Below are 25901 nucleotides of genomic sequence, written 5' to 3'. Positions count from 1 at the left end.
TATTCCTATTTGCAGTGTCTATGTCAATCTCTAGCCATTATCAAGCACAAATTGAATGTGGAAATCTTACTCCTGATGCAGCGCAGCAAGCTGCAATTTCAGCCTTAGATGCCCTTTCTCAATCACTCGCTAGTAGTCATTCGAATAAAGGCATCTATTTTTATGGCCCTGTCGGGCGTGGCAAGACAATGCTGATGGATTGGTTTTATGAATTCACTGACGTCACAGACAAAACTCGCCTACACTTTCACCATTTTATGCAACAGGTGCATACAGAGCTCAATCAAATTCAAGGTGTGAGAGATCCTTTAAAGCGGATCGCCCAAAACTGGGCTGAGCACACTTCTGTGCTGTGCTTTGACGAGTTTTTTGTCACCGATATCGGCGATGCCATCATTATGGCGAGATTGTTTGAAGCCCTTTTTGAAGCTGGCGTGATCTTAGTTGCAACCTCTAATAGTCACCCAACCGAATTATACAAAGATGGATTACATAGAGACCGCTTTGAGCCAACGATAGCACTGCTTATAAGTCACTGCGATGTGATATCAGTGTGTGGTGAGACAGATCATCGATTTAGCAAAGGCGCAAAGGCAAACCACTACTTTGTCAATGATAAACAAGCGTTTTGGGACGCCTTTACTAATGCCGGTGGCATATTCAAACCAGGCGTCCTGGAGATTAATCATCGTCTAATTAACGTGCTTGGCGTAAATGAAAGTGTAGCATGTTTTGATTTTATGGAGATCTGTTCAAGCCCTCGCGCTACCATTGATTATATTGAGCTTGCACAGCAATTTAGCTGTATTTTTATCTCTGAGTTACCGCTACTTGGTGTTACTCCAGAGAATAAAGATGTAGCACAAGGGACTGAAGAAGGCTATATCCGCCCAAATAACTCAATGCAACCTAGGATTGGCGACGATGAGGCCAGACGCCTTATAGCGCTTATCGATGAATGTTACGAAGCCAAAGTACTGGTTGTTTTTTTGGCAGATGCCCCGATTGAGCAAATTTACCAAGGAGAGCAGCTAGCATTTGCATTCGCTCGCTGCATTAGTCGAGTGACAGAAATGCAAAGTTGGTCTCTTAGCACCTGCTGAGCTTACAATTTTTATAATTGTATACATTACAACCGAGTGCTAACCTGCTGCAAATAATAATAAAATGGATGTTTCTATGAAAAAGTTTCCCTTGTCAGAGGGTACTGGTGACAATGACTAATCAACAAAAACAAGCTCAGCCCTTTATTCCTGACTTTTTTATGCCACCAACAAGGGTTAGCACATCGCATTTTTCTTTTATCGTGCTCAATGAGAAAATTGCGATAGTAGATTATGAGCTGGTGATGGCTAATCAAGCACGTTTGCAAGGCATATTTGGTCCGAATTCAGACTGGCCGAAAGCTTCTATGACTTATGATGAAAACATTGCGAGTTTAGCCACCCACAAGGAAGAATTTATGTCGCGATCGGCATTTGCTTATGCGGTTTACACCAGACACAGTGAAAAGTATATCGGTTGTGTCTATATCGATCCGCCGCAATCTTCAGATTTTGATTGTGATGTCTATCTTTGGATAGGAGCAGAAGATATCACATTGGATAACCTACTCTATCAAACAATTACTCATTGGTTAAAAACGGCATGGCCATTTTCTAAACTTGCATTTCCCGGTCGAAACGTTGCATTCAATACAGAGTAAAAAACAATAAAGTAAGGAAAATCATAATGAAAGTTCGATATGCACTGCTGCCACTCATACTGGTTTCAAGTCTTTGCTCCGCAGAATGCACTGAGCGACAAGGTCAACGCTTACTTCATCGCACAAGAAGCCGTTGAACACCAATATTCAAAAGAGTCTGATGTTACCCACCTACTTACGCTTTTAACGCCAGACGCCTCATTCGAGCATCCTCGTTTTAATGCCGTATTATCAAAAGAAGAATACAAAAAAGGCCTACTCAGCTATCTGGGCCAATATGGCAAATGCGATATCCAGATAACAAATATCATTGAAGGCCTTAATGCGGTGACCGTTGAGTATTTGCATCCTTGCGTTGATCAGCAAGGTAACACGGACGAAAAAGAGAATAAGCAAAAGCTTATGACACTGTTTGAGTTTAGCGGCGGAAAAATAAAGCGTATTCGCCACTATTTTTAAGTGGCATTAAATATCCAACAAATAGACCACATCGATTACCTAAGTGGTCTATTTACGAATTTTGATTATCACTCACCAAGTAATTTAGTTAACCGCTCTTTACGAGCAACAAAGACATCGTAGCCACCATCACCCTTCGATGACAATGCCAGCGCTTTGTTTACTTGTTCTAAAGATGCTTGGTATTGTTTGTCGGTTTCATAGCCATATGCTAAGCCGTTGTAGGCATCTGCATTATTTGGATAGCGTGAAACGCCAAACTTAAACAACTTAATTGCTTCTTCCACGTTACCCATACTTACATAGTAATAGCCAAGTTCCCTGATCACGGCTTCCTGTGGCTCAAAAACCTCGCCATATTGAGCTGATAGTTGTTGATAATACTTAGTAATAGAGCTCAATTCACCAGTATAAGCACGCGCAGGCATTTGGGTTGGCAAAAATAGCTTTTGATACGCACTAAAAATACCAGCTGCAGACACAAGGCCATGAGGAACATTGTCGTAGGCCTCACTGAAAAAACGCAAATCATGTGGTTGATTTTCTTCTAAAAAGTGCGCCATATCGTCATATCTTTCGCGCATCACGCCGCCTTCCTCACCAATTGTAATATATAGAAAGTTATCTAACCGTTTCGTTTTGGAAATAAACGCTTTAGTACTCTTTGCCGTCGCGCCAAAGTTCCACCATATCGCTGGACTATAAGCAATATGCGCTTGAAATAGCTCAGGCTTTGCCTGCAAAGCATAAAGCGCAAAAGTACCCGCTGCAGATGCACCTGCAATGACTTTAAAATCATGAGTGCGGTAGGTCTGGTTCACATAAGGAATAAGCTCAGTCTCGATAAACTCTAAAAACTTGGGTGCCCCGCCGCCAATATCCATAGGTCCTGCAGGCTCTTTATTCTTAGTTGGATAAAGATCTCTTAACCTGTCTGTATTTTCGATTGCAACAATAATAACTTCAGGTGCCGCAGAAACGTTTGCTCCTTGCAAACGCTCAAGTACAGCGGTCATCAACGGAAGGTTGCCTTTACCATCAAGGCGATAAATCACAGGGTATTTTTTATTGGGGTTGGTGTGATAATTTTTGGGTAGTTGAATTGTAAAAGTTCTCTTTTCATCAAGCACTTTTGACATCAAGGTTTTTGTTTGTTGCTCATATTCTTGTTTTGGCTTTTCTTCGGACTCTGCTATCGCTGATCCCGAAAAGAGCGCCGCTAAAGTCACAGCAAACAAGCACTGAACTGCCTTACCAATTCTCATTATTATTATTCCATTTAGTTGATTTCACTAACAAAGCTAGCATACTGATTCAGGAATTGATAGCACCCTATGTCCCTCTTTTTGCTAGCTTACTTTTTAGATAGTCAGCGCATACACTTAAACAGAGAAATACAGCAAAGCAGCAATCACAAAGAAAACAACAATAACGCTGCTGCAGTTATCATTTCTGCCACTTCCTTTTATGATTTGGCCTAAAAAGCGCTCAACTAACGCGATGGTTACTTAACCAAACCATCGACGTTTTTATCTAAGACACTATAAATGGCTTTCATAGCGGGATCGACACCATTGAAGTAGCTCGTAGAGTCTGGCAATACCGGCATATGTGGTGCTATCCAAATACGGTGGTCTTCTGCGCGAGAAGTTTGATGAAACTGCGACGAAACGAGTCCAAACACCCCACTGAACGGTAAACGGAACCTTCCAGCTTCACCAATATGGTTTGGCCGAGAACCACTTGGTTCTCCAACCAATATGGCATTAGTAAAGCTATCAATATTGGTTAAGAGGTTTTGCGCTGCTGAAAAGGTATTACGTCCCATCACTATAAATAGCTTACCTTTAGGCTTTGCCGCTTCAAAATAAATAAGTGCCTTTAGTAATGGTGGTAAGATGGAGCCATTGCCACCACTATTGTGTCGTAAATCCAACACCAAGTGATTTACTTCACCGTCTTTTATTGTCTCTATCAACTCCGCACTAAATTGCGCTAGCGACTGCGTTTTCATCTGTGCAACGGCATTAAACTGTGCGTACAAAACCCCGTTGCTTTTATCCACTTCGTACCAGTAAGGTTTGGTCACATTTTGTAGATACTGTGGGCTTTTTTGATGATTATTCGGCAAAGTCGGAAAACCGCGAAATTCAAATGTTCGACCACTAAGGCGAATGGTCTTTTGCATGCTCTGCGCATTTTCTACCGTGATAGACACTTCATTTGACGCATCGCTCAACTCTAGTCCAGCGAGTACTTCGGGCATGGCGAGATAATAAGGCGCAAGCCACAGCTGCTGCATTTCATTATCTCGCGGGTTAATCTCAGCAACTTTCGCCATTGCTTCTGCGGTTGGTGTTTGTCCAAAAGCTGTAACTTTATGACCGATTAAATCACTAAACTCAGCTTCGGCATCAACAATGTAAAGGCCATCGATAAAGGCATAAAACTGCACTGGCAAACGAGTGAAATTCCCTTTTTCTCCGAAAGTCGGCACGATAAAATTATGCCCGTTACCAAGCGTGCCTATCATTTTCATCATACCGAAGACAATTTGCTGATCAGTTAACTTGGGTATATCTGAGCGCAAATTATTTGCCAACGCAATTAAATCAGGGTTGTTACTTGCCTGTTCGTTAACATGCAACCGCTTAATTTCTGAGAGTAAGAAATCTAAATCCGCATTCCACTGCTGCTCTCGGTTGAGCGAAGTGTCTTTATAGTTACCTGTAAGACGCTGAAATTTCTCATTATCTTTGATGGAGTCGAAAACACTTCTAGTTGCTAAGCTACTGCGTTCGTCGTACCGCGCTGACAAAGACTTACTCAGCCACTCATTAGCTTCATTCACTTTACCCTGTGCGGCATACGCGCCTGCAATTTTTATCATAATGTCATTCGAGGGGCGCGAACCGGTAGGAATATTAGTTAGGTTTACACCCAGTGACAATGCCTTTTTCAGCGCAATGATAGCTTGCTCATAATGCGTTAATTGTATTTGCGTTAATCCCAATAGATACCAAGTGTCTCCGTCATCTTGATACGACTTAGTGAGCTTTTGCAATTGTGGTAACGCCTGTTGCCAATTTTTGCTCCGTACCAACGCGAGTGCGTTGATCCGTGTATTTAGGTAATCTACCGGGGATTTAACAGTTAGTTGCTGTGCAACATGCGCTTGTTCGCTCGTGGATGTCAGCACCCGAATAGGTTCAGCCTTCGCAGGCTGCGCGATAAACAAACTACTAAAAGTCAGGCAAGTGGCCACATGAATGAGAAAACTTGAATACATCATCTTTATCCTTGTTATCGATTTAACCCCAGATTACCTATAACGACTTTATATGGCGTGCAATATCAGGATTTTGTACTTCTACGACTTTAAAAACACTCAGGAAAAAACACTAACCAATTGTTTAGTATACTTATATTAATTTTGAAAATTGACTTGGAGTGTAACCCGTTTGCTTTTTAAAAACACTGTTAAACGAGGATTTTGAGTTAAACCCAGCATTCATTGCGAGCGCTAACAAGTTGGGCGTTGCTTGATTTTCGCACTGTAGTTGTTGCTTTACCTCATCGACCCGCAGGCTATTGATATACTCATTAAAGTTGTAACCACCACAAGTATTGATGGCCCAAGAGATATCCTTTACCCCAAGTCCAATAACCTCTGCAACGTCGTGAATAGTCAGGCGTGGCTGGCGATATAAATAGTGCCGCATAATCGTGTTATGAATTGCATTGAATATCTCGGTTGGATCTTCTGCCTGTTTATCCACCTCATTGAACGTTATTTCTTGGGCTTGCGTTATGGAGTCTTCAAGGTGTGGTTGGTTATGTACTTTTACAACTAGGTAAAGATTAATTGCAAGTAACCAAACTAAGTCAATAAAATACCAGAGTGCTTTGGTGCTGATGTCGTTGTATGTTTGCATATTGAGTCTAACCAAATCCACCAGGGCAAAGATCACAAACAAGACAACCGTTGTTCTTATCCACTGTAAATCGCACGTGTTGACGTCCGCTCTGATCTCCGCGGATGCTCGCTGGTAAAGGCCAACAAGTTGCACCGTAAAAGCAAAATAAATCAACTGACTGACAGTACCAAGCGCAATCAAAAGTTGGGTGTACTCCGTAAATGGAAACGCCAGCAAAACAGGTAAGAAATGGATTAACCTTCGCTTTTGCTTATCCCGATTAGCATGCAGTAGATTTTTAAACAGAAAATAGACTAAAGGCCCAGTAGCTAGGATAAATACAGGCGTGATAAGTAAATAGCTTCTAACCCCTAACGCTTCTTCAGCAAAATTGGTTGCCATCAGCACACATTGAAATAACAAATAGATGACGAGCATTCGTGCGCGTGGTTGATTGGCAAAAATTAATATTGCGAGGAGATAAGCCCCAACAGAGACGAGTTGGATTAGATTAACTGGAACAATGTGAAATGACTGAAGCACAAGCCGTATTTTTATAATTATTTTTCGCTATTGTACGCCACATTGGCTAAAAACAACAACGCCAGCGTACTAGCTGGCGTTGTGAATAAAGCAAATAAACAATTTTACTTCTTCTTTTGCTGCTTACGTACATTTGCAATACGAGAGCGGTTTTTTAATCTTGCTTCTGCACTTGCTTGATTCGAAGGCTTATTCACCCGCGCCTTACGACGTTGATGCGCGGGTTTCTTCTGGATAGTCTCAACCAGTCTTTCACGGTTTGCTACTTCGTAGCCCGGCAGATAATAGCGTGAAATTTGCTGCTCGATTAACTGCTCAATATGAATAAGATCAGATTCTTCTTCGCGGCTTACAAAGGTGATCGCATAACCAAACTGACCTGCACGACCAGTTCTTCCGATGCGGTGAACATAATCTTCGGCAAGATAAGGCACATCGTAGTTAACCACGCGTGGCAGGCCAACGATATCCAATCCGCGAGCTGCGACTTCGGTTGCAACCATAACGCGTACTTTGCCTTCAGTGAATTCTCTTAAAGCGCGACGACGAGCGCCTTGAGTTTTGTCGCCATGACATACATTTGCATCTATACCATCAAGCTTTAGCTCTTCAACTAGCTTGTCTGCGGTTTCTTTCATATTGACGAACACCAGCACTTGTTGCCAATTTTTGGTCCCGATCAGTTCAGATAGTAACTCGCGCTTACGTTCTTCTTTAACAGGATAAACAACGTGGCGAACCGTGTCGGCTGTACTATTTTCTGGCGTCGCTTGGATTAACTTAGGGTGGTCCAACACTTGTTTCGCGAACTGCTTCATTGCCGACGGGAAAGTTGCAGAAAACAACAATAGCTGCTTTTGCTTATCCACCAGCTCAATGATTTTTTGCATGTCGGTGATAAAGCCCATGTCTAACATGCGGTCGGCTTCGTCTAACACTAAGTGTTTAACGTTACTCAACGTGACATTACCTAAGCGGATATGATCTAACAAGCGTCCAGGGGTCGCTACTAAAATATCCACGCCCTGCTTTAAGCGCTCAGCTTGGCCATTGGCGTTAACCCCACCAAACAGTGCCTGCACTTTTAAGTCTGTGTACTTCGCAAATGTCGCACAGTTATTAGCGATCTGCTCGGCAAGCTCACGTGTTGGTGCCAAAATCAACGCTCTTGGCGTCGACTGCGCTTCAGCCTCAAGCAATTTTTGGATGATAGGTAATGCAAAAGCTGCGGTTTTCCCTGTTCCAGTTTGCGCTGTTGCGAGCACATCACTACCTTGACGGACAGCTGGGATAGCCGCCTGTTGAATTGGCGTTAATGTATGAAAATTGATGTCTTGCAGCGCATCTAAAAGAGGCTGTGCGAAACTAAATGAAGAAAACGTTGCCATAATAACCTACGACCGAGTCAAAAACGGTCGCAGATTATAAATGACAAACCGACTTTTAACAAAACTTAAGCAAGGTTTCGTCAATTAATTTTGGTGTCGAGCCGACAAAGTCACTTTCTTTTAACTGAGAGAGGAGTTCAATTCCCTCTTTTTGCTGTGCTTGCGACAGTGGCACATAAGGTAATCTAAATACCGGTTTGACCGCACCGGTCATAATCAAAGCCGAATTGATAGCGATTGGATTTGGTTCGCAGAACAGCCAGTTCATTAATGGTTGTAGTGACTGGTTTAGTTCTGGGCTCGGTGTATCCATTAATTGTCTAAATAAACCCGGAATGATGTTTGAAGCAACAGAAATAACGCCATGCGATTGGCTGTTATGACGGCTATCGTGGGCTTGATCATCGTTACCTGACCAACACGCAATGCCTTTCGCTTCATAGTGCGCGATACGCTCATCACCCGCACATTCTTTCATACCAACAAAATGCTTGTGGCTGGCCAGCGGCTCTATAATATCAGGCGTAATATCTTGTCCCGTTCTGCCTGGCACGTTGTAAATAAAGCCAGGACCGATTTCCAAGACTTCTTTCAAGTGTGCCTTCACACCGGTAATTGAGGTTTTACCATAATACGGGTTTATTTGTAATGCACAGTGCATACCTGATGCAAACCCATATTCAGTCGCTTTTTTTGCTTCTCTGGTGTTATTGCTGCCAGTGTTACCAACAATGAGCAATTTATCACCAAATTTATTCGCAGAATGGGCAATGAGCATTAAGTGCTCTTCCCAATTCATCAGTTGGCCTTCACCTGTGGTGCCACCGACAACAATACCATCGACACCGCCTGCTATTTGCGCTTCGACTAGCTTGTCGTAAGTATCTAAGTCAATTTCACCCGCCATTGTGTAAGGGGTTTTAATAGCGGTAATTAAGCTTGCTTTTTTTATTGATTGGATCTGATGCATGGTCTTTCTATTACTCTTCCAGTTGACAGCCATTTTTACCATAAATCTGACTGAGATCCGACCCATAAACCTGAGTAAATCGGTTAAATCTAACGAAATTTAACTTTAGTGCTTGTTATTTGCGTAAAGATCCAGCAAAATCCAGAACACTGTATATTTATCCAGTTTAATTTTATGGGACTGACACATTTTCTAAATACGCACTTTTATACCACTTTAGAGCTGAGCAGCAGCTTAAAGATACCTGAAGAACAGCTCTTAGAATGGCAACAAATGAGCCTATTCCCAAATCCGAGTTATAGTATTCAAAATCAAATTAAGTGTAGTTCGTACTTTGGCCTGTACGAATGTGAAGAATATACTGATTTTTATGCCCGAGGCCTACTAAATTGGGGGCAACTGTTACTTAAACATAAAGTAGATCAATCAAGTAGTGCATTTGAGTTATTTCAACAGCGTTACTGTGAAGCACTTGCGAAATGTATTGAAAAAGGCTTTTACACCGAAGATCCAAGCTTTAGTGATGACCTTACAGAGCACGTACAACAAGTTTGGCAACAGTTTTTGTGTGGCAAGTATGGGGTGATCAGCCAAAATGGTCTCGTAGAGGAAGCGCTTTATATCGATCTAGGCCGCGCGATTATCGACGACATTACAGAAGCAAGAACCGCCAGCAGCATTGCCCCAGAGCAGCGCAGTCAAGTACACAGCGCCATGAAGCTACTAAACAAAGCATTGGCAGCCAATACTCAAGCTGAGCAAACAGAGTCGCTACGCACTCGATACATTGACCAATTGATTAGTAAGTACGACTTATCAATCAAATAATCTGCCGTCTGGCGCACAACCGTTTCGCCAGACAATCTATGCGTATTTATATTTGCTGCTCTATATGCGCACGAATTATCTCAAATGCTTTTAAGACCTTTAACTGATCTTTACATAAGCTGTCGTACCAAGCATCGAACAGTTCATCATCTTGCTCACTGAGCGTTTGATACTGGGCCAGTAGTGTCACTATGTCACTATGTGTGCAAGAAAGTGTGTCTAATTCTTGCTGTAACGCGCTGTCATCGCTGCTGTGAAGCTTAGCTAAAATTGAGTTATCTAACTCAGCATGTTTATCCATAATAAATGCTCTATATCTGTATTGCGTTGGCGAATAAAGTACCTTCGCGAACGTACTAGGTTTTAATTATTTGCAAGGCCTCTCTCATTTAGTGAAGGTTGTTAACCGTTAAGCCAGCCTCAATTGGATCTCACTCTTTTATCTCATATCTATCAAACCAACAGGCTTACATCGATAGCTATATTCCAAAAAAGTCTATTCGCTACTATTCCGGTTAGGTGTCAACACCAATATGACTACTTGAGAAACTATCTAGAACTAGTTATATCAGGCAATTTTAAGGAAAGTAAGTCCCTTTTAATCAACTGCTCAAGATGCATTCAGTTTAGTTCCGCATGCGTCGACAAATTAGCCGTATCGCACTAAATAGCGGCAACGACAAATTAGTTGTTGAGAATAGTTTTTATTTGATTTATATTGATACAATATAACAACACATTATCTAGGAGTCGTTGTCGTGAAACCCAATATCCACCCTGATTATCAACTTGTTGCCTTCCATGATACATCGGTTGATAAGTACTTTATTGTCGGTTCAACCATTAAATCAGACAGAACCGTTGAACTAGATGGTAAGACTTACCCTTACTTCCCAATTGACGTCTCTAGTGCGTCCCACCCTTTCTACACAGGTAAACAGAAGTTGGTGGCAAGTGATGGTCGAGTTGCGCAATTTAACCGTCGCTTTAAAAACCTTGCGACTAAAAAAGGATAAACCAGATGAAAGTACTGAGCTCACTAAAAAGCGCTAAAAATAGACCGGGATGCCAAGTGGTAAAAAGACGCGGTCGGGTTTACGTAATCTGTAAATCTAATCCGAGATTTAAAGCGGTTCAAGGTAAAAAGAAGAAGAAACGTTAAAAGTCACAATAAGTACGTTTTAAAAAGGTGGGCATTGCCCACCTTTTAACTAAAAGGCTAGTCTTTTGCTTCCCACAATGAGAATTCGCCTAGTTGAATTAGCCTTCCGCTAGCACCGCCAATTCCACCGCCTTCACGGGTATGCTCAAGTTCCAAACGATACTGGGTATACGCATTTGGACTCTCGATAGCAAAGCTATAGTATTTCATCGTATTAGGTAGTTCGTTGAACTGTTGAGTATCTAGCGTAATCCAATTCGTACCGTCATTTGAGCCCTGTAGCTGCCATGCATTAGGAAAGCGATGAGGGTTGTCTCCCGCTGTCGCTAATGAGTAGTATTTTGCTGTTTTAGCGCTGTCAAACACATAGTTAACCTGGGCCTTATCAACCTGTTTTATCGGCAACAAGTCAGGCGCATATTGTGCAAGCCAAGCAGGCGCTTCCAACACCACATTAAACTTAGAGGTAATATTTCTATCATTAAGCTTATCTGCTCCCTCATTAAAAGGCACAAGTGCAGTACCGTTTGTTGTTACCTGAGTGCTAGTAGGTGCAAAGTTCTGATAGCCAAGTGGTACTGGTGGTAACTTACCGGCGCTTGCAAGGTAGACTTGATACTCTTCAAATACCGTATCAATCCCCCGTTGTTCACCAAATATAGATTTAAAAGCGGTGTCTAAACTCCACGCATCAAGCGTTTTTGCTGCCGCATTAAACTTGCGGATAAAATCGGTGTTACGATGACTGTTTTCTACCCACTCAAAGAAGAATGCTGTTTGATCGTAGGCATCAACATTGTAGTGTTCCATCCAGCGAACTCCACCGCGTCTATGCTCTAAGTAGCCAGCATCTATTCGAATAAAGTTAGCCAGCGCTTCAAGATAGGTATGATAATCCGTGCCCGGACGATATTCACCTTCAGCCGGAACATTATTGTAACCATGGGTCAGCTCATGCCACAGCACGCCAATGACTTCGTTACGGATAGCTTCATCTCCAAGACCCTCTAGGTTGGCGATGTGCTTAACATCGAACCTAAGCTCCATAAATTTGCCTTCACCGGCCTTTGAAGCCGGCGCATCAAAGTCTCCAGTGATAAAGGTAACGTGCTCAAAAACGTTGATTTCGGTTACATTATTAAATAAGCGCTTGGCAATCTTCAAAGAGATCTCTTGAATAAGGGCATTTAGGTCTGGTACCGCACGTTCAAGCGCTAGCTGTCCAGGGTGCTCTGGTAGTTCCTTTTTCACTTCGATTACAGGCTCTGGAAACCCTGCCCATGGCGAGACTGGATCCCACACACGGATAAAGTCTTGCTGAACTAATGTCGCTTCCCCTTTGTCGTTACTCGCAACCAGTGTAATGGTTTTTGGCCCTAATGCTTCAAACTTAACTAATGGGTTTTGCTCTGTACTTGTTGCAGGAATACCACTTTCAAACGTCCACTGCCAGTGAGTCGGGTTAACTAACGACTCATCTCTAAAAACAATATACTCAGAGACTTCTGGAGTCGTGTTTGTCGCATTAAATGCGACGATAGGTATATCCGATACCGTTTTGATTTCGAGTTCCGCTAGTTGCGTAATATCAGCACCATAGCTATCTGTACCACCATGTACTAAATCAAATTTGAAATACCGATATTTCTCGCCGCTTTCGGCCAATTCAAAATTGCGAGTCAGTCCTCGAGCAGAGAATACTTCTCCCGCTCTTGAGTCTAGCTCAACCCACTCTGCTTTATCATTTGAGCCATATACGACCCACTGTTTTGGATCTCGGTTCGCTTCATCGTTTGCTGACGTAAAGCTATATTCTCTAAGTTCAACCTCTGTCGCGGCTTTAAACACTACAGTGACGTTTGGCGCAAAAGCGAGGAATTTTGTGCTCGTGTTAGCGTCGATAAGTTTGTCGACACTTTCACCTGCAGGCGAGGCCTGTACACCATCCGCTAAAATAGCCTCAATCTCAACCCCAGTATCTGAAGTGATATTACGCAATGCGCCAGTGTCGGGCTGCCCGGATGATTGAGTTTGTTCGGGCTTATCACGTTCAACAAATTCAGAACCATCATTACAGCCTATTAGTGTCGCAGCGACGGCCATTGCCACCGCTGATAGCATTAATTTTCTCATTTCGTTACCCTTTATTATTAAAACTGGTAGTTAACTTTTAGTAAGAATTCGCGACCGTTCGTGTCATAATTACCCGCTTTATAGAATGGGTAACTTCTAAACGAGTCGTCCTGAGGCGGCATTGCATTTAATAAGTTTTGTACCGTAAACATCACTCGCGTGTTGTCATTAATGTAATGACCAATGGTTAGATTATGCTTTATCCATGCAGGTAACTTTTCTCTTTGACCAAAATCCGCACCGTTCCAATTTTTTCCTTTATAATTTACCTGCCATGAAATTGCGGTCTTTTCCAACTGCCAAGTCAGGTTAAACGATGCCATATCTTTGAAGTTATAGTTATCTTGACTGTCTAACACATCTTCAAGCGGATCTTCGGGACGAAGCTTTTCTTTTTTCTTTAAAACATGGCTGTAATCAAGCTTATAAATAAACTCGCCAAGTTCTGACTCAAACGTACCTTTCACACCAAAATTGACGCCGCCATGTTGTCTTTCCGCGGCGTTTATATAACCTTCTCTGATAATTGCTGCGGTGTACGGTAATCCTTTTTTCGTGTTCCCTAACCAGTCGGTTGCCAGACCATCTTGGTCAAAACGCTGTACTCTGTCTTGCATATTGGCGCATTTAGCAGAAGACGAATCAATTAAGCCGTTTTCACACTTCCAGACATTATCAAGAATTTCGCCAGACCCAAGTCGAGTAATTTTGTCTTTAAGGACAATGTCATAAACATCAACATTGAATGACAGCTCAGGGGAATACTCATACACCAGACCAAAGGTTAATGAATGACCAGATTCTTCTTTTAAGGTTGGATCGCCTGCCGAGATTGTCTCAAAATCAGCATCTAGCTTTGGCTCGTTGATATTCGTTGTGTCTAAGTCTGCGCAGCTGATAGTTAATGCATCAGCATTATATTGAGCGGGGTCCCCTGTGGTTTGAAAGCGTAGGCAAGCATCAGCAATCACTCTGTCCGAGCCTCGTCCAAAGTTACCAGCAAACCCTTGATATACGGAGCTCATGCTAGGACCTCGGAACGTTGTTCCATACGCACTTCTTAGCATCAGCGCGTCAGTAGGAGAGTATTTAAAACCGACTTGATAAGTGAATGCCCCCCCAACATCAGAAATATCATCATAGTGGTCATAACGCAGCGCAATTTCACTAGAGATCTGTTCAGTAATAGGGATCATAAATTCTGTCGCCGCTGCATAACGGTTACGTTCCCCATCGGTGATAACACCAGTCAGACCGACAAATTCTTTATTTAGTATTCTGCTATCAGGTGTCGCCCTCGTCCCTTCTTTCATCAGCTCAATATATGCTGCAAAAGACACAAATCCAGCTGGCAATTCAAATAAATCCCCGGACAGATCCGCAGTTAGGGTTTCATTGAACGATAAGCCATCGTAGGTTGCCCAATCAGCCATGTTATACATATTGTCTTGGGTCAGAGGCGCAAAAAAAGCTTGGTAATTTGGACGGTAGATTGGCATGCCATCAACCTCTCCCAACTTAGGGCCTTTTAGCCAGTTATTTCCTTCAACCGTGTGATGCAAGTACCTATCAGAGAAATCGTATTGTGAACGGCTGAAGCCTACGGAGTAATAGTAATCCGCTATTTCCCCTTCAAGACCAAAACTAAATGAATAAGATTTATCATCGTATACCCGACCTAAGCCATCATTTGTATATTCAGAATCATTCACTATCCGCCACATATACTTAACTGGAGCGCCGTAGCCACCAGCTTTATTTTTGATATCAGGATCCCAAAACATGGAACCGTGAATTGACTCTGCATGAGCAAAGAAGAAAGGATTTCGTGCCCCTTTCTTTTCTTGATCGATATAAAATCCGTTAACAAAGAAGCTGTGTTCGTCGTTAATGCTGTACACCGAGTTGATATACAAACTCATGGTTTCAACTTGGTTTCGTAGCAAATTGTTGCCGGTTTCATCCCACCCACAGCTTAGGCCGTAATCATTGCGGCTAATAAAGTGCTGAACCGCAGTCGGGTGTGGATTATCATCTGTATTACAGTACTGCGCTGAATATTGATTTTTGAACTCGGTGTTCTCAGCCCATACGGTAATTGAACGATTAAGCTCTCGCTTGTTTGTTGGGTCTGGATTATCCCAAACGCTGTCATGAAAAGGTCTGTCGGCACCTGTTAGCGCTTCTTCCGTCTTGTATTCTAGCGAGTAGTCAAACGTAAAGTTGTCTTGTTCAAAACCACCAACAAACGACAAGCCTTTTTTATCACCTGTACCATAGGTATCTTGGCCGTAGAATGCTTCAACGACATGCTCGTCCATACCTTTTTTGGTGATAATATTGACTACCCCAGCCATTGCGTCTGAACCATAGATTGCAGAGCCGCCGCCAGATTGAATATCGATGCGCTCAACCATCGCCGTTGGCAACATATCGAGATTAACAAAATTGGTTTGGCCACCATAAGGCATTGGGTAATAGGCCAAGCGCTTGCCATTAACGAGAATAAGTGTGTATTCAGGTCCAACGCCTAATAGGTTTAACTCTTTGGCGCCAGGTGTATAGGAGCCAGTTTCTACTTCACCGAGTACGGCACCACTGGCGGCTGAAATGCTACTCAGTGCGTCATACACTGTGTTAAAGCCACTTCTTACCATATCAGCGGAAGAGAGACTTTGAACATTGGTAACACCTTCAATGGCGATACGCTTAATACGAGACCCTGTTACCTCAACACGTTCTATTTCTTCTGCTTGTTCATCTGTTGCGGCTGTTACTGAGTTAGTTGTTACCGCTGCAAGAACAGCAGCGGCGATCAGGCTATGTTTATACATTATTGTTGTCATAAGACCCCCATAATTTAAAGGAACGTTCCAATTTCTTATTAAAATTCTATTTCTCCCTTAACAAAACCAACAAAGCATTAGGCAGAAATACAAAAAGGAACGTTCCAATTATGAGCAATAAAATAAACCTGTCAACAAATTATGTACATTTACAGTACAGTGATGACAAATTGTAATAACCTAGTTCTTGCTAGTTCATTGCAATTTCTTGGTATTTAGCTCACTTTGGTAACGAGACCAAAGCTTATCAAGGGACTCTCCAGTAACTGATTTTATTGCATCTTCGAATGACCAATCTTCTAGTTTTACCGCAGTTTGATTAAAACGATAGGCAAAATCAGGATGAGACTCAGCGAGCCATGCGAGAAAGAACCCAGTATTTGTGTATCCACCAACCCAAGAATCTGACGGCTTAGGTGAACGGGTTTTATGGAACCCAGCTTGAATGCGAATGAGATCAGCCATTCCTTCAATAAATGCATGGACATCGGGTTCAGCATAACTTCTTTCTTTTGGAAATAGCTGATATCCATGGGTAAGTTCGTGCCAGAGCACACCAAGGAGTTCGTATTCCACTTGTTCATCTGGTTGTGCAGCGAGTTTTTCGGTGATGTACTTTGAGCTAAACACAATTTCCATATTCGTTTCGTCTCCAGAGCGATACGCTATTGTGTCCATCCACTTCAGCCTAAATGTGACTTGCTCAAACTCTGGCAGCTCTGCAAAGTGCTTGTACAACCTAGGGGCCAGTTGGCGAGTTACGTCATCTACCGTACTGGCTATATCAGGAAATAGTGCTTGCAGGCGTTTCGACCCTGCCGACTCAGTATCTTCGATAACCACTTTGACCTTTGGCGGCTCAAAGCCTTTCCATGGTTGAGTTGGATCGTATATTTTTAGATAGTTTGCACGGGTTTTAAGGTCGGAGCCATGCGCATTTTTAGTCATTAGAGTAACATTGTAGTTACCTGGCTTGTCATAAACTACTTCAACACTGTTTGTTGTTGGCAGCGCCGCTTTGCCCTCAACCTTCCAGTTCAGTGCTGTAGGTGAGTTTGCAGATATCGACTGCAGAGAAATTGGCTCATTAAGCTTGGCAACGGTTTTATCTGCAGTAAAGTTCGCCAGTGGTAAGTTTGTTTGTGCGTAGAGCGCCAAATCAGCGATTTGCAAAAAGCGGTCGCCCCACTGCGTTTTACCTTCTTGTGCTATCGTAAAGCGCACGTACCTCGCATCCGTTGTTTTGGCTAGGTCGAAAGTGAGTGTTTCACCCCGCCTTGAAAATACGATATTGTTGCGTTTATCGGCCTCTTGCCATGCCTTACCATCTACAGATACGGCAACAGTCCAATGCTTTGGGTCTCGGGCGGGTGCATCTTGGGCTGAGGTGAGACTATATTGTCCAAGCGCTTTGACGTCTTTCAGATCAAATACAATCTCAGCGCTAGATTGCTTAGATAAGAATTTGCTTTTTAACGATCTATCAACTAATTGCTCTATTCCCTCACCTTGGATTTGCTCCTTTACGTCACTCGTTACAGAGAATGCATCGCGCTCGGTGATGTCGTAGAGCGCATTGGCATTCGCTAATGAGGAGCCACAAAATGGAAGTAAAATTAGACTGGCTAATGAGGAGGTTTTCATTGAAATTTCCCAGATTAAAAACAAACATACTGGATCGTTCCAATTAATAATGCAACTTATTTTGAGCAGGTTTTTATGTAATTTCTAATAAGTGCAAAAAAGGATATCGCTATTTCACCGCTTTTGAAGCTGATGGAAAACTAGCGAGTGAGCCAGAAAGATCAAGCCACGACTCGCTAGTCTTTTTGCCATGTTCAACTAAAGCCAAGACCGATAAGCTAAGCCGCTGTGATAGCACAAGGAATAACCACAGCGATAGGATAAGTTAACTATTCGAATCTCAGCTTAGCTACCAAATAGTAACTCCCAAAAGCCCGGTGGCTCGTGTAGTTTGTGGTATTGCTTTCTCAGCTCATCAATTTTTAATAGCATTTCACGGGCTTTTTCAACTCTTCCCGAGTCTACTTCTTGGCTCGCCTCAGTAATGGTTTCGAGTACTTTATTCAAGCCCTCAACTGACTCGGCAGACACCTCTTGCTTAAACTGAAATTGCTTACTTTCATTAACGAGTATAGTCAGCTCGGTTAAGTGCGCCTGCATTTCTTGAGCAGATTGCGCTTTCATAGCCTGCTTATAAATATGACCCATTTCCTTCATGGTTTTATTCAGTTCGCTTGACTCATGCGCCCCCCCTGACATCGAAAACAACAATACGAATATAAATACGATTTTTCTCATCAAAGTCCCCTTACTCTTTGCGCGCTAGTATAAAGCAATTAACGCATGAGCTAAATTCAATGCTATGAAAAATATGCTGATTCCGAATAACATTCAAAAAAACAGGCAGATAGCGCAACGATTCTAGCGTAAGCTATACTTGTAGCGTATTTAGCAGCACACTTTTTGAATATCAAAAATGTAGAGACTTATGATCCGAAAATTGTTGTTCATCTTTTTATTTTTATCACCGATGGCCGTGCTATCTGCACAACGATTCAACATTCAGTTTGTAAACCCCGGCTTTGCAACAAAAAATCCTACAGGGGATTTTTGGTATAACGTCAGCAACGTGATGACTGCGGCCGCTAGTAACATGAATATTTCCCTTAAAATAAGTTATGCGCAGCGCAACCATATTTTGATGAAATCGCTCGTAGAGCAAGCCTTGAAAAGTGATGCTGATTACCTTGTGCTGGTTAATGAAAAGTCGAGTGTCGTTCCCTATTTGTTAAACACCAAAGCCACCAACATTAAGATTATTTTCTTGCTCAATGGACCGTCTAAAACAGAGGAAGTGGCTTTGTTAAAGGCAGGACACCAACTCATTGGCACCATTGAGCCAGACAATTTCCAAGCTGGTTTTAAATTAATGCATCAACTTGCGCGAAAAGCGCTTAGATCTTCTAATCCATCACAGCATGTATTAGCTTTGCTCGGTGATGTGGCGACGACTGCGGCATTAGACCGACAAAAAGGCATGCGCGCTTATCTTGAGCACCATACAGAGCTAGAATTAATTGCAGAGGCAAATTGTCAATGGTCTCAGAATGAAGCTTATCGCCTCACTAAAGCGTGGTTACAGCGAGATCCCGCAATCACAACTGTTTGGGCTGCCAATGATCCTATTGCTTATGGCGCATTACTCGCGGCTAAAGAGTTAAACCGTAAGATCGTCATAGGTGGGATTAATTGGGATGAAGGTATTGCGCCTAAGTTAGATGTTTCGATTGGAGGGCATGTGTTGCTTGGGGCCTATACCTTAGCTCGATTAGCACAATATCATAGAGACTTCACACCGATAGACAGCGTGACCTTATCTATTTTCGAACCGCTGGATGACGCTCACTTACCTTTGTATCATGCCATACATGGAAACTTTCCTGAACACCTGGACTTTTTACGTTACATTAACGATCCAGCGCAATTTACCATTACAGAACTAACTCACTCACTTAATAAAAATAACCACAATAATAATATAAAAAATTGAGAATTTAAGAACGATTAATTAATGCATTAAACAAAACCCAGAAAGATAATGCAATTTAAACCTGTCTAATCTTTACGCATTGACAGCGATGTCAACACCTGTTTTAGTAACAAACGTAAACAACATGTAAAACAGGTGAAATATGAAAAACAGTAATACAGTAGTAAAACTTCTTAAGCTTTCGACCCTTAGTGCCTGCGTTTGTGCAAGCCTTTCAGTTGCTCACGCAGATACACAGCGCGTTATTGTCACGTTAAAAGACAGCGCAACACCAAATGTGCTGCCAGTGCGCTTAAATCAAGCAGAAGCGGCGCAGTTTAAAGCGCAGGCTTTGTCTGAAGCTGCCTACTCCACCTTAGGTACAGCGGCTGTCAACACATTGCCAAGCATTAATGCATATGTCGCCGAAGTTTCTTCTGCGCAAATGCAACAACTACAAGCAAGCGGCAATGTTGCGCAAGTAGAAATTGACCCTAAACGTTATTTGCCAAGCGTAGAAACTTCGGCAATTGATTTACTTGCTGAAACCACACCTTACGGTATTAATATGGTGCAAGCTAACCAAGTATCTGACGGCTACAGCGGCAACCGTAAAGTCTGTATTATGGATACAGGTTATACGCTAGGTCACCAAGACTTACCTAGCACAGGCGTTACTGGTAATGACGGCTATGGTAACTACGACACAGGTGTGTGGAGTAACGATGGTAACGGCCACGGAACACACGTTGCCGGCACAATAGCCGCTTTAGGTGGTAACGGCACAGGTGTGGTCGGGGTAAATCCATCAGGGCAACTAGGTCTTCATATTGTTAAAGTGTTTAATGACCAAGGCCGCTGGGCATACGGTTCCGACCTCATTAAAGCAATTGAACAGTGTGAGCAGGCAGGCGCCAATGTAACCAGCATGAGTTTAGGTGGTAGCGGCAGCTCTACAGCAGAGCGTAATGCGTTTGAACAAAGTTATCAGCGTGGCATGCTACATATCGCAGCCGCTGGCAACGCGGGTAATAGCTCGTTGAGCTACCCAGCATCGTATAATGCAGTGGTATCTGTGGCAGCGGTCGATAGCTCTGAGTCAAAAGCCTCTTTCTCTCAATACAACAGCCAAGTAGAAATTGCAGGTCCAGGGGTTGGTGTAAACTCAACATGGAATAATGGCGCGTATCGCAGTATTAGTGGTACTTCAATGGCAACCCCGCATGTTTCTGGTGTTGCAGCTTTAGTGTGGAGCCACTTCCCGCAATGTACTGCTCAGCAAATTCGCCAAGTATTGAATACAACAGCAAAAGACAAAGGCCAAGCAGGTCGTGATACTTCTTACGGCTATGGTATTGTGCAAGCAAAAGCGGCGGTTGATTATCTAACAAATAATGGCTGTGATACTTCAGGTGCAGTCAATGCAAACTTTAACTTCACCGTATCCGGTCTCACTGCGACATTTAACAACCAATCAACAGCAGGTAGTTATCAGTGGGAATTTGGTGATGGTGCAACAAGTTCACAAACCAATCCAGCACACACCTACGCGAGTGCTGGCACATATCAAGTGACACTCACTGTGACAGCTTCAAATAACAGAACTGCTTCTAAGACACTAGCAGTTACAGTTAGTGATGCACCAGCTGGATGTAATGGTATCCAAGAATGGAGTGCAACTAAGTTCTACAATACGGGCGACCGGGTTTCATTCAAAGGCTTTGAATACCGTGCTACGTACTGGTCACAAGGCGCAAGCCCAGAGATCTACTCAAACGTTTGGACTAAAGTCGCGCAATGTAAGTAATACAAATTAGTCATTTTAAGTGGCGCTTAAGCGCCACTATTTAATGCCAACATTGCACTACAACACAAAATAACAGAGATCATCAGCCATTCTTTTATTGAAATTGCCTCTTTAAAGAACCACATCCCAAGCATACTCGCGCTGACTATGCCAATGGCTCTTTTCAATCCTTCAACAAGCCCCGGCTGAATTTCGGTTAACGCCAGCATTTGAAAGATAACAGCGACAGCGAATACCACTGCAGAAATAGCCCAGAGCAACCAATGTGCGCGGAAATTTTGATTTTTAAATTGTGGTCGTAACAAGATTAGATTAACAAAAAATACCATAAAGGTTAGAAACCCAGCATGAAAAGAGAGCGAGCTGTGTTGCAAAGCCTGTTTATCGAACACGATACAAAGCCCCCAGCAAAAAGAGGTGATTGCAACTTGTTTTGCACCAGGCTCTTGAAAAGAGAACCTGCCTCCTTGCAATAAAAACGAAGCTAAGACAATCGCAGCGATTAGTATTGACTGCAGTGTGGTTAAAGGTTCCCCAAGTAGCAACCAAGCAAACACACCTGCAAGTGCTGGAGTGATGGATAAAAGAGGCAGGATAACCGCCATTCGCCCAAGCGCAAGGGCCTGAATAAAGTTTACGCTACCAATTGCAGCCAAAATTCCGCTAGCTATCGCAGGTGCTAGATAAGCAGAACTTGGAAGCTGTTTGTCAACAACCAACCAATAGCCTATGTATGCAGGTAAGACTAGCAAACTAAATATCACCGACATTTGCGCGGCTGAATAATGGCTCGCTAGTCTTTTTCGTAAAAAATCAAATACAGCCCAATTTAACGCACTGAATAAGGCTATGACCATTTATTATCCCTGTTGTAATGCGATTTCCGTTTGAAATTTCATGTAATCATTAATTTTTACATGGTCCGGTTTCCAACCCAATAGAAAGCGATAGAAGTCAGCCCACACTACAGGCCACAACGACTCCCACTCAGAAAGGATCTGAGCGATATCAATAGAGGCTGCTTTGCCCAATAATTCTATTCTCAACATATCTAAATACAACTTGAGATACTCATCGGCATGCAGGAGCTGTTCCTTTTCGTCTAGTACCGACGTAATAAACAGCATTAAGTCTGACACACCAATACCCTTTCCGACATACTGAAAATCGAATCCCAGAGCTTGGTTGCCATTAAAGGCAAAGTTAGCAAGCTTAGCGTCGCCATGGATCCAAGTATGCCAATGGCTATTTTTGATACGATCTCGTAATCGTGGTGCCGCTTGTTTAATGCTACTGTGCTGCATTCGCTCAAGCTCATCTGGCCGTGTATCCAGATGCCAATAGTTTCCTTGCTCCCAAACATGTTCTGCTGGGCTTTGTAAAAAGTGAGCATGGAATTTAGCTAACCACCCTATCACCGCTAATATTTGTGACTCGGACGGGTTAGCAGTTTGCGAAAAGCCTTGAGTTGAAAAGTCTCTAAAGACGATGTAGTCCATCCCTTCACTTACCCCTTCTCCTAAATAGCTAGGTGTATTGCAAGGTGAAAGTAACTCGCATGCATGATGTTTGTAAAAGTGACGTTCTACTTGATAAGACTTAGCTTTACGCGCAAGCGCTACAGAAGATTGTTCAATTCGCCGATGTGCAATGTCATTAGGCACTTTAGTGCGCTTAATTGCAAGCTTCCCAGCATCATGATTGATAAATAACATATCACCACAACCGCTCCATAATTGTTGCTCTTGCTGTGTTGACATAGGCGCAGAAATTACATCGTTCGGAATACTTATTTTCACTGTGTTACACCTTTTTGTTATTCAACCTGAGAATTGTTCAATAAACAGCCAAGCTTTTTATTGTATAACTCAGGTTACTGAAACACAGTACAACCCTTTACTTACTATTACGAATACCAATTTGCTTAATTAAGTGACCTATTTTGAGGCGAGAAAGTCTTGTCAATAACAGGCAAAAATTTTTCTATTTAGTTGTTCTAAATATGAAATTTTTAACGCTGTTAGCGTCAGATATGCACCTTCAAATTGAGCAAGTATTAAAACAAATTGGTATAATAAGCAAACCGTTTTACAGTGCTCGATAATTATAGCTGGTGTTATTATCTTTACCCAACATGAAAAAGCCCTTAACCAATTGGTTAAGGGCTTTTACTTTTACAAAAAAGTTATTTGTTTAACTTACTCATTCACGGCTTGCTTGACTGTTTCTTTCGCGCTTTGTTCATCTAACAAGTTTAAATCGAAGTCGAACTCATCTACTCGGATTGCTTTTTCACGCTTGCGGTTGTAATCAACCAGCTTTGCGTACTCTTCTTCGTTGATAAGGTTACCAACGAGCGCATTATCTAAAGTTTGCTCGAAACGAACACCTGGTTGGATCTCGCGCTTGCGAACTGCCTTCTTAACTTTGGCAAGCAGGTCAAGGCAACCCATCTTAGCCTTATATGCTTGTTCATTGATATCATGACCATCACCTGCGGTAGGCTTCACAAGATGAGTAAGCTGCGCTTTGATTGGCGTATCCATTTGCGCCGCGGCCGCTAATTCTCTGATCATATCATCATTAATTTTAGGCATTTGTTTGCCACTAAACTGCATCGTGATCACACGCATAAATTTACGAGTACCACTTGCCGGGAAGTTGTCTAAGAACTTATGTAGCGCTTCTTCTGCACTAACAAGTGCATGCCTTGTCGCATAATGGAAATAAGGTGCTGCCTGCTCACGCTCTGCTACCGCTACCTTTTGCTCGTAGTATTTGATTGAAGCCATCGCTGCATACAAGTGACTCATTACATCACCAAGGCGTGCTGACAGCATCTCAGCTTGTTTCAGTTTTCCACCTAGTACGAGCAATGAAAAGTCTGCGTATACCGCAAGCTTAGCTGCTAATCTATGCGCGGCTTTTTCATACGCACGCACTTCAGGTAATGGTGATTTTGCATCAGCAGTGAATGGCATAAGACCATATTTGAAAGCACGTAAGCTGTTGGCAACACTATAGCTAACTGTTTTCGTCAAAATACCACGGAATTTACTGTCGGCGTCTTTCTCTTCGCTGTGAATAGATTCAACCATCGACTGCAAATATGGGTGACAGCGCATTACACCTTGACCAAAGATCATCAGGTTACGCGTTAGAATGTTTGCACCTTCTACGGTAATCGCTATTGGCTGTGCAACATAACCGCTTGCGAGGGTATTCTGAGGACCATTCTGAATAGCCTTACCTGCAAGGATATCCATTGCAGAGTCCAATACGTCACGGCCTGTTTCAGTCATATGGTATTTTGCAATTGCTGTTACTACAGATGGCTTAAGGCCCATACCTAAACCTTCTGTTGTTAATACCCGCATCGCCTCTTGCATGTAAGCTTTACCTGCAATATCAGCAAGCTTTTCTTGAATACCTTCAAACTGACCGATCGAGAGACCAAACTGCTCACGTACCGCTGCATATTCAGATGCCGATTTCAGTGCGACTTGACTAGTTGATACACCTAGTGCTGGTAAAGAAATACCACGTCCAGCACCTAAGCAGCTTACCAACATCTGCCAACCGCGACCAATATTCTTCTGACCACCGATGATAAAGTCCATTGGGATAAAGACTTTTTCACCACGTGTCGTACCATTATAAAAGCGTATCCCCATAGGGTCATGACGGTTTCCAAGTTGCACACCCGGATGGTCATGTGGAATTAACGCACAGGTGATCCCTAGTTCTTTCTTACCGCCTAGTAATCCCTCAGGATCCAATACTTTAAAGGCTAAACCGAGTACTGTCGCAATCGGCGCAAGTGTGATGTAGCGTTTGTCCCATGTTACTTCAAGACCAAGTACTTCTTCACCGTTATGCATGCCTTTTTTAACAATACCTTGGTCCGGAATACCACCGGCGTCTGAACCGGCTTCAGGGCTTGTTAACGCGAAACACGGAATATCACGACCGTTTGCTAAGCGAGGAAGGTAGTGCGCTTGCTGCTCTTTAGTACCATAATGTAACAATAACTCACCTGGGCCTAGTGAATTAGGAACCATCACCGTTACCGCAACCGCAGAGGATTTAGTCGCAATAGTACCTACAATCGTTGAGTTTGCGTAAGGGCTAAACTCTAGACCGCCGTATTCTTTTGGAATGATCAAGGAGAAAAATCTCTCTTTTTTCAAAAATTCAAGCACATGCTCTGGCAGGTGTTTGCCATTTTGAATTTCCGAGTCATCGATCATACCCATTAATTCTTTAACTGGACCTTCTAAAAAGGCTTGCTCTTCTGCACTTAGCTTAGCTTCGGGTACAGCACGAAGCGCCGAAAAGTCAGGCTTACCTTGATAAATTGATCCTTCTAACCAAACATCACCGGCATCTAATGCTTCTTGTTCTGTGATTGAAATGCTTGGGAGGATCTTTCTTAAATTCGTTCTTAGGCTCATAATTAACTCATCCGACCAGATAGATATACCTACATTACGGCATAAAAAATCGTTTAGATCAATTACTCTACTTAATTTTTTAACGGCTTTTTTACCGAGTTATCGAGTGATTAATATAAATGACTGCTAAATTAAT

General features: G+C 42.7%; 21 protein-coding genes. 8 read left to right on the top strand and 13 right to left on the bottom strand.

The annotated features are described in order from the left end of the window. The first annotated feature begins 20 nt into the window (after positions 1 to 20). From zapE to A587_RS24455, 3 genes are all read left to right on the top strand, one after another. Complete coding sequence (gene zapE / locus A587_RS0105465) at positions 21 to 1103, top strand: cell division protein ZapE (protein WP_017216745.1); 1083 nt, start codon at positions 21 to 23, stop codon at positions 1101 to 1103. A 113-nt stretch (positions 1104 to 1216) separates the two neighbouring features. Continuing rightward, entirely contained in the window at positions 1217 to 1705 is a 489-nt protein-coding gene (locus A587_RS0105460) for a hypothetical protein (RefSeq protein WP_017216744.1), read from the top strand. 39 nt (positions 1706 to 1744) lie between these two features. After that, the gene (locus A587_RS24455; RefSeq protein WP_017216743.1) at positions 1745 to 2164 is read left to right on the top strand and encodes a nuclear transport factor 2 family protein; all 420 of its coding nucleotides are present in this window, start codon (positions 1745 to 1747) and stop codon (positions 2162 to 2164) included. A 68-nt stretch (positions 2165 to 2232) separates the two neighbouring features. Here the strand turns inward: A587_RS24455 and A587_RS0105450 are convergent, their stop codons facing one another. The 5 genes from A587_RS0105450 to A587_RS0105425 form a co-directional block, all read right to left on the bottom strand. Beyond that, a complete protein-coding gene (locus A587_RS0105450; protein WP_017216742.1) occupies positions 2233 to 3429 on the bottom strand; it encodes an alpha/beta hydrolase-fold protein in 1197 nt (398 codons plus the stop codon). A gap of 239 nt (positions 3430 to 3668) precedes the next feature. After that, the gene (locus tag A587_RS0105440) at positions 3669 to 5456 is read right to left on the bottom strand and encodes a TPR end-of-group domain-containing protein (protein ID WP_232288021.1); all 1788 of its coding nucleotides are present in this window, start codon (positions 5454 to 5456) and stop codon (positions 3669 to 3671) included. A gap of 130 nt (positions 5457 to 5586) precedes the next feature. Continuing rightward, positions 5587 to 6483, bottom strand: a complete 897-nt coding sequence (locus A587_RS0105435; RefSeq protein ID WP_017216739.1) for a helix-turn-helix domain-containing protein — start codon at positions 6481 to 6483, stop codon at positions 5587 to 5589. A 245-nt stretch (positions 6484 to 6728) separates the two neighbouring features. Next, positions 6729 to 8012 carry a DEAD/DEAH box helicase gene (locus A587_RS0105430; protein WP_017216738.1) on the bottom strand — a complete coding sequence of 428 codons (1284 nt, stop codon included), beginning with the start codon at positions 8010 to 8012 and terminating at the stop codon, positions 6729 to 6731. Between the two features lie 55 nt (positions 8013 to 8067). Then, positions 8068 to 8982, bottom strand: a complete 915-nt coding sequence (locus tag A587_RS0105425) for a dihydrodipicolinate synthase family protein (protein WP_017216737.1) — start codon at positions 8980 to 8982, stop codon at positions 8068 to 8070. A gap of 174 nt (positions 8983 to 9156) precedes the next feature. Here A587_RS0105425 and A587_RS0105420 point away from each other — a divergent pair, with 174 nt between their 5' ends. Further along, on the top strand, positions 9157 to 9810 hold the full coding sequence (locus A587_RS0105420; RefSeq protein WP_017216736.1) for a DUF6058 family natural product biosynthesis protein: 654 nt from the start codon (positions 9157 to 9159) through the stop codon (positions 9808 to 9810). 46 nt (positions 9811 to 9856) lie between these two features. Here A587_RS0105420 and A587_RS0105415 read toward each other — a convergent pair whose 3' ends face one another. Then, positions 9857 to 10111: a hypothetical protein gene (locus tag A587_RS0105415; protein WP_010373062.1), complete on the bottom strand. Its 255-nt coding sequence runs from the start codon at positions 10109 to 10111 to the stop codon at positions 9857 to 9859. A 457-nt stretch (positions 10112 to 10568) separates the two neighbouring features. Here A587_RS0105415 and A587_RS0105410 point away from each other — a divergent pair, with 457 nt between their 5' ends. Together A587_RS0105410 and ykgO are read left to right on the top strand one after the other, a co-directional pair. Continuing rightward, positions 10569 to 10826 (top strand): type B 50S ribosomal protein L31, encoded by a 258-nt coding sequence (locus A587_RS0105410; RefSeq protein ID WP_010373063.1) that lies wholly within the window; start codon positions 10569 to 10571, stop codon positions 10824 to 10826. 5 nt (positions 10827 to 10831) lie between these two features. After that, entirely contained in the window at positions 10832 to 10972 is a 141-nt protein-coding gene (ykgO, locus tag A587_RS24660; protein ID WP_010373066.1) for a type B 50S ribosomal protein L36, read from the top strand. 57 nt (positions 10973 to 11029) lie between these two features. Here ykgO and A587_RS0105405 read toward each other — a convergent pair whose 3' ends face one another. The 4 genes from A587_RS0105405 to A587_RS0105390 all read right to left on the bottom strand — a co-directional run bounded on the left by A587_RS0105405 (position 11030) and on the right by A587_RS0105390 (position 18273). Next, positions 11030 to 13105, bottom strand: coding sequence for a basic secretory protein-like protein (locus A587_RS0105405; protein WP_017216735.1), 2076 nt, complete (start codon positions 13103 to 13105; stop codon positions 11030 to 11032). Between the two features lie 17 nt (positions 13106 to 13122). Then, positions 13123 to 15951, bottom strand: coding sequence for a TonB-dependent receptor domain-containing protein (locus tag A587_RS0105400; protein WP_017216734.1), 2829 nt, complete (start codon positions 15949 to 15951; stop codon positions 13123 to 13125). A 195-nt stretch (positions 15952 to 16146) separates the two neighbouring features. Continuing rightward, entirely contained in the window at positions 16147 to 17595 is a 1449-nt protein-coding gene (locus A587_RS0105395; protein WP_017216733.1) for a basic secretory protein-like protein, read from the bottom strand. 285 nt (positions 17596 to 17880) lie between these two features. Next, complete coding sequence (locus tag A587_RS0105390) at positions 17881 to 18273, bottom strand: cytochrome b562 (protein ID WP_017216732.1); 393 nt, start codon at positions 18271 to 18273, stop codon at positions 17881 to 17883. A gap of 190 nt (positions 18274 to 18463) precedes the next feature. Here A587_RS0105390 and A587_RS0105385 point away from each other — a divergent pair, with 190 nt between their 5' ends. Both A587_RS0105385 and A587_RS0105380 read left to right on the top strand, forming a co-directional pair. Beyond that, on the top strand, positions 18464 to 19525 hold the full coding sequence (locus A587_RS0105385) for an ABC transporter substrate-binding protein (RefSeq protein WP_017216731.1): 1062 nt from the start codon (positions 18464 to 18466) through the stop codon (positions 19523 to 19525). Between the two features lie 142 nt (positions 19526 to 19667). Further along, the gene (locus tag A587_RS0105380; protein ID WP_017216730.1) at positions 19668 to 21311 is read left to right on the top strand and encodes a S8 family serine peptidase; all 1644 of its coding nucleotides are present in this window, start codon (positions 19668 to 19670) and stop codon (positions 21309 to 21311) included. A gap of 26 nt (positions 21312 to 21337) precedes the next feature. Here the strand turns inward: A587_RS0105380 and A587_RS0105375 are convergent, their stop codons facing one another. The 3 genes from A587_RS0105375 to A587_RS0105365 form a co-directional block, all read right to left on the bottom strand. Next, positions 21338 to 22168 carry an EamA family transporter gene (locus tag A587_RS0105375; protein ID WP_017216729.1) on the bottom strand — a complete coding sequence of 277 codons (831 nt, stop codon included), beginning with the start codon at positions 22166 to 22168 and terminating at the stop codon, positions 21338 to 21340. Between the two features lie 3 nt (positions 22169 to 22171). Continuing rightward, positions 22172 to 23110, bottom strand: coding sequence for a phosphotransferase (locus A587_RS0105370; protein ID WP_010373082.1), 939 nt, complete (start codon positions 23108 to 23110; stop codon positions 22172 to 22174). 399 nt (positions 23111 to 23509) lie between these two features. Continuing rightward, positions 23510 to 25765: an acyl-CoA dehydrogenase gene (locus A587_RS0105365; protein WP_010373084.1), complete on the bottom strand. Its 2256-nt coding sequence runs from the start codon at positions 25763 to 25765 to the stop codon at positions 23510 to 23512. Positions 25766 to 25901 lie beyond the last annotated feature (136 nt).

It is taken from the genome of Pseudoalteromonas sp. NJ631 (assembly GCF_000276645.1).
Lineage (GTDB): Bacteria > Pseudomonadota > Gammaproteobacteria > Enterobacterales > Alteromonadaceae > Pseudoalteromonas > Pseudoalteromonas piscicida.
The sequence above is the reverse complement of the archived record's forward strand: the minus strand, read 5'-3'. Positions and strand labels throughout refer to the sequence as shown.

Excerpts from the sequence above, each read along its gene's own strand:
- A587_RS0105460 (WP_017216744.1), top strand. The coding sequence starts at position 1,217 with ATGACTAATCAACAAAAACAAGCTCAGCCCTTTATTCCTGACTTTTTT.
- A587_RS0105430 (WP_017216738.1), bottom strand. The coding sequence starts at position 8,012 with ATGGCAACGTTTTCTTCATTTAGTTTCGCACAGCCTCTTTTAGATGCG.
- zapE (WP_017216745.1), top strand. The coding sequence starts at position 21 with ATGTCAATCTCTAGCCATTATCAAGCACAAATTGAATGTGGAAATCTT.
- A587_RS0105415 (WP_010373062.1), bottom strand. The coding sequence starts at position 10,111 with ATGGATAAACATGCTGAGTTAGATAACTCAATTTTAGCTAAGCTTCAC.
- A587_RS0105395 (WP_017216733.1), bottom strand. The coding sequence starts at position 17,595 with ATGAAAACCTCCTCATTAGCCAGTCTAATTTTACTTCCATTTTGTGGC.
- A587_RS24455 (WP_017216743.1), top strand. The coding sequence starts at position 1,745 with ATGCACTGCTGCCACTCATACTGGTTTCAAGTCTTTGCTCCGCAGAAT.
- ykgO (WP_010373066.1), top strand. The coding sequence starts at position 10,832 with ATGAAAGTACTGAGCTCACTAAAAAGCGCTAAAAATAGACCGGGATGC.
- A587_RS0105405 (WP_017216735.1), bottom strand. The coding sequence starts at position 13,105 with ATGAGAAAATTAATGCTATCAGCGGTGGCAATGGCCGTCGCTGCGACA.
- A587_RS0105375 (WP_017216729.1), bottom strand. The coding sequence starts at position 22,168 with ATGGTCATAGCCTTATTCAGTGCGTTAAATTGGGCTGTATTTGATTTT.
- A587_RS0105400 (WP_017216734.1), bottom strand. The coding sequence starts at position 15,951 with ATGACAACAATAATGTATAAACATAGCCTGATCGCCGCTGCTGTTCTT.
- A587_RS0105440 (WP_232288021.1), bottom strand. The coding sequence starts at position 5,456 with ATGATGTATTCAAGTTTTCTCATTCATGTGGCCACTTGCCTGACTTTT.
- A587_RS0105435 (WP_017216739.1), bottom strand. The coding sequence starts at position 6,483 with ATGGCAACCAATTTTGCTGAAGAAGCGTTAGGGGTTAGAAGCTATTTA.
- A587_RS0105380 (WP_017216730.1), top strand. The coding sequence starts at position 19,668 with ATGAAAAACAGTAATACAGTAGTAAAACTTCTTAAGCTTTCGACCCTT.
- A587_RS0105365 (WP_010373084.1), bottom strand. The coding sequence starts at position 25,765 with ATGAGCCTAAGAACGAATTTAAGAAAGATCCTCCCAAGCATTTCAATC.
- A587_RS0105385 (WP_017216731.1), top strand. The coding sequence starts at position 18,464 with ATGATCCGAAAATTGTTGTTCATCTTTTTATTTTTATCACCGATGGCC.
- A587_RS0105450 (WP_017216742.1), bottom strand. The coding sequence starts at position 3,429 with ATGAGAATTGGTAAGGCAGTTCAGTGCTTGTTTGCTGTGACTTTAGCG.
- A587_RS0105420 (WP_017216736.1), top strand. The coding sequence starts at position 9,157 with ATGGGACTGACACATTTTCTAAATACGCACTTTTATACCACTTTAGAG.
- A587_RS0105390 (WP_017216732.1), bottom strand. The coding sequence starts at position 18,273 with ATGAGAAAAATCGTATTTATATTCGTATTGTTGTTTTCGATGTCAGGG.
- A587_RS0105425 (WP_017216737.1), bottom strand. The coding sequence starts at position 8,982 with ATGCATCAGATCCAATCAATAAAAAAAGCAAGCTTAATTACCGCTATT.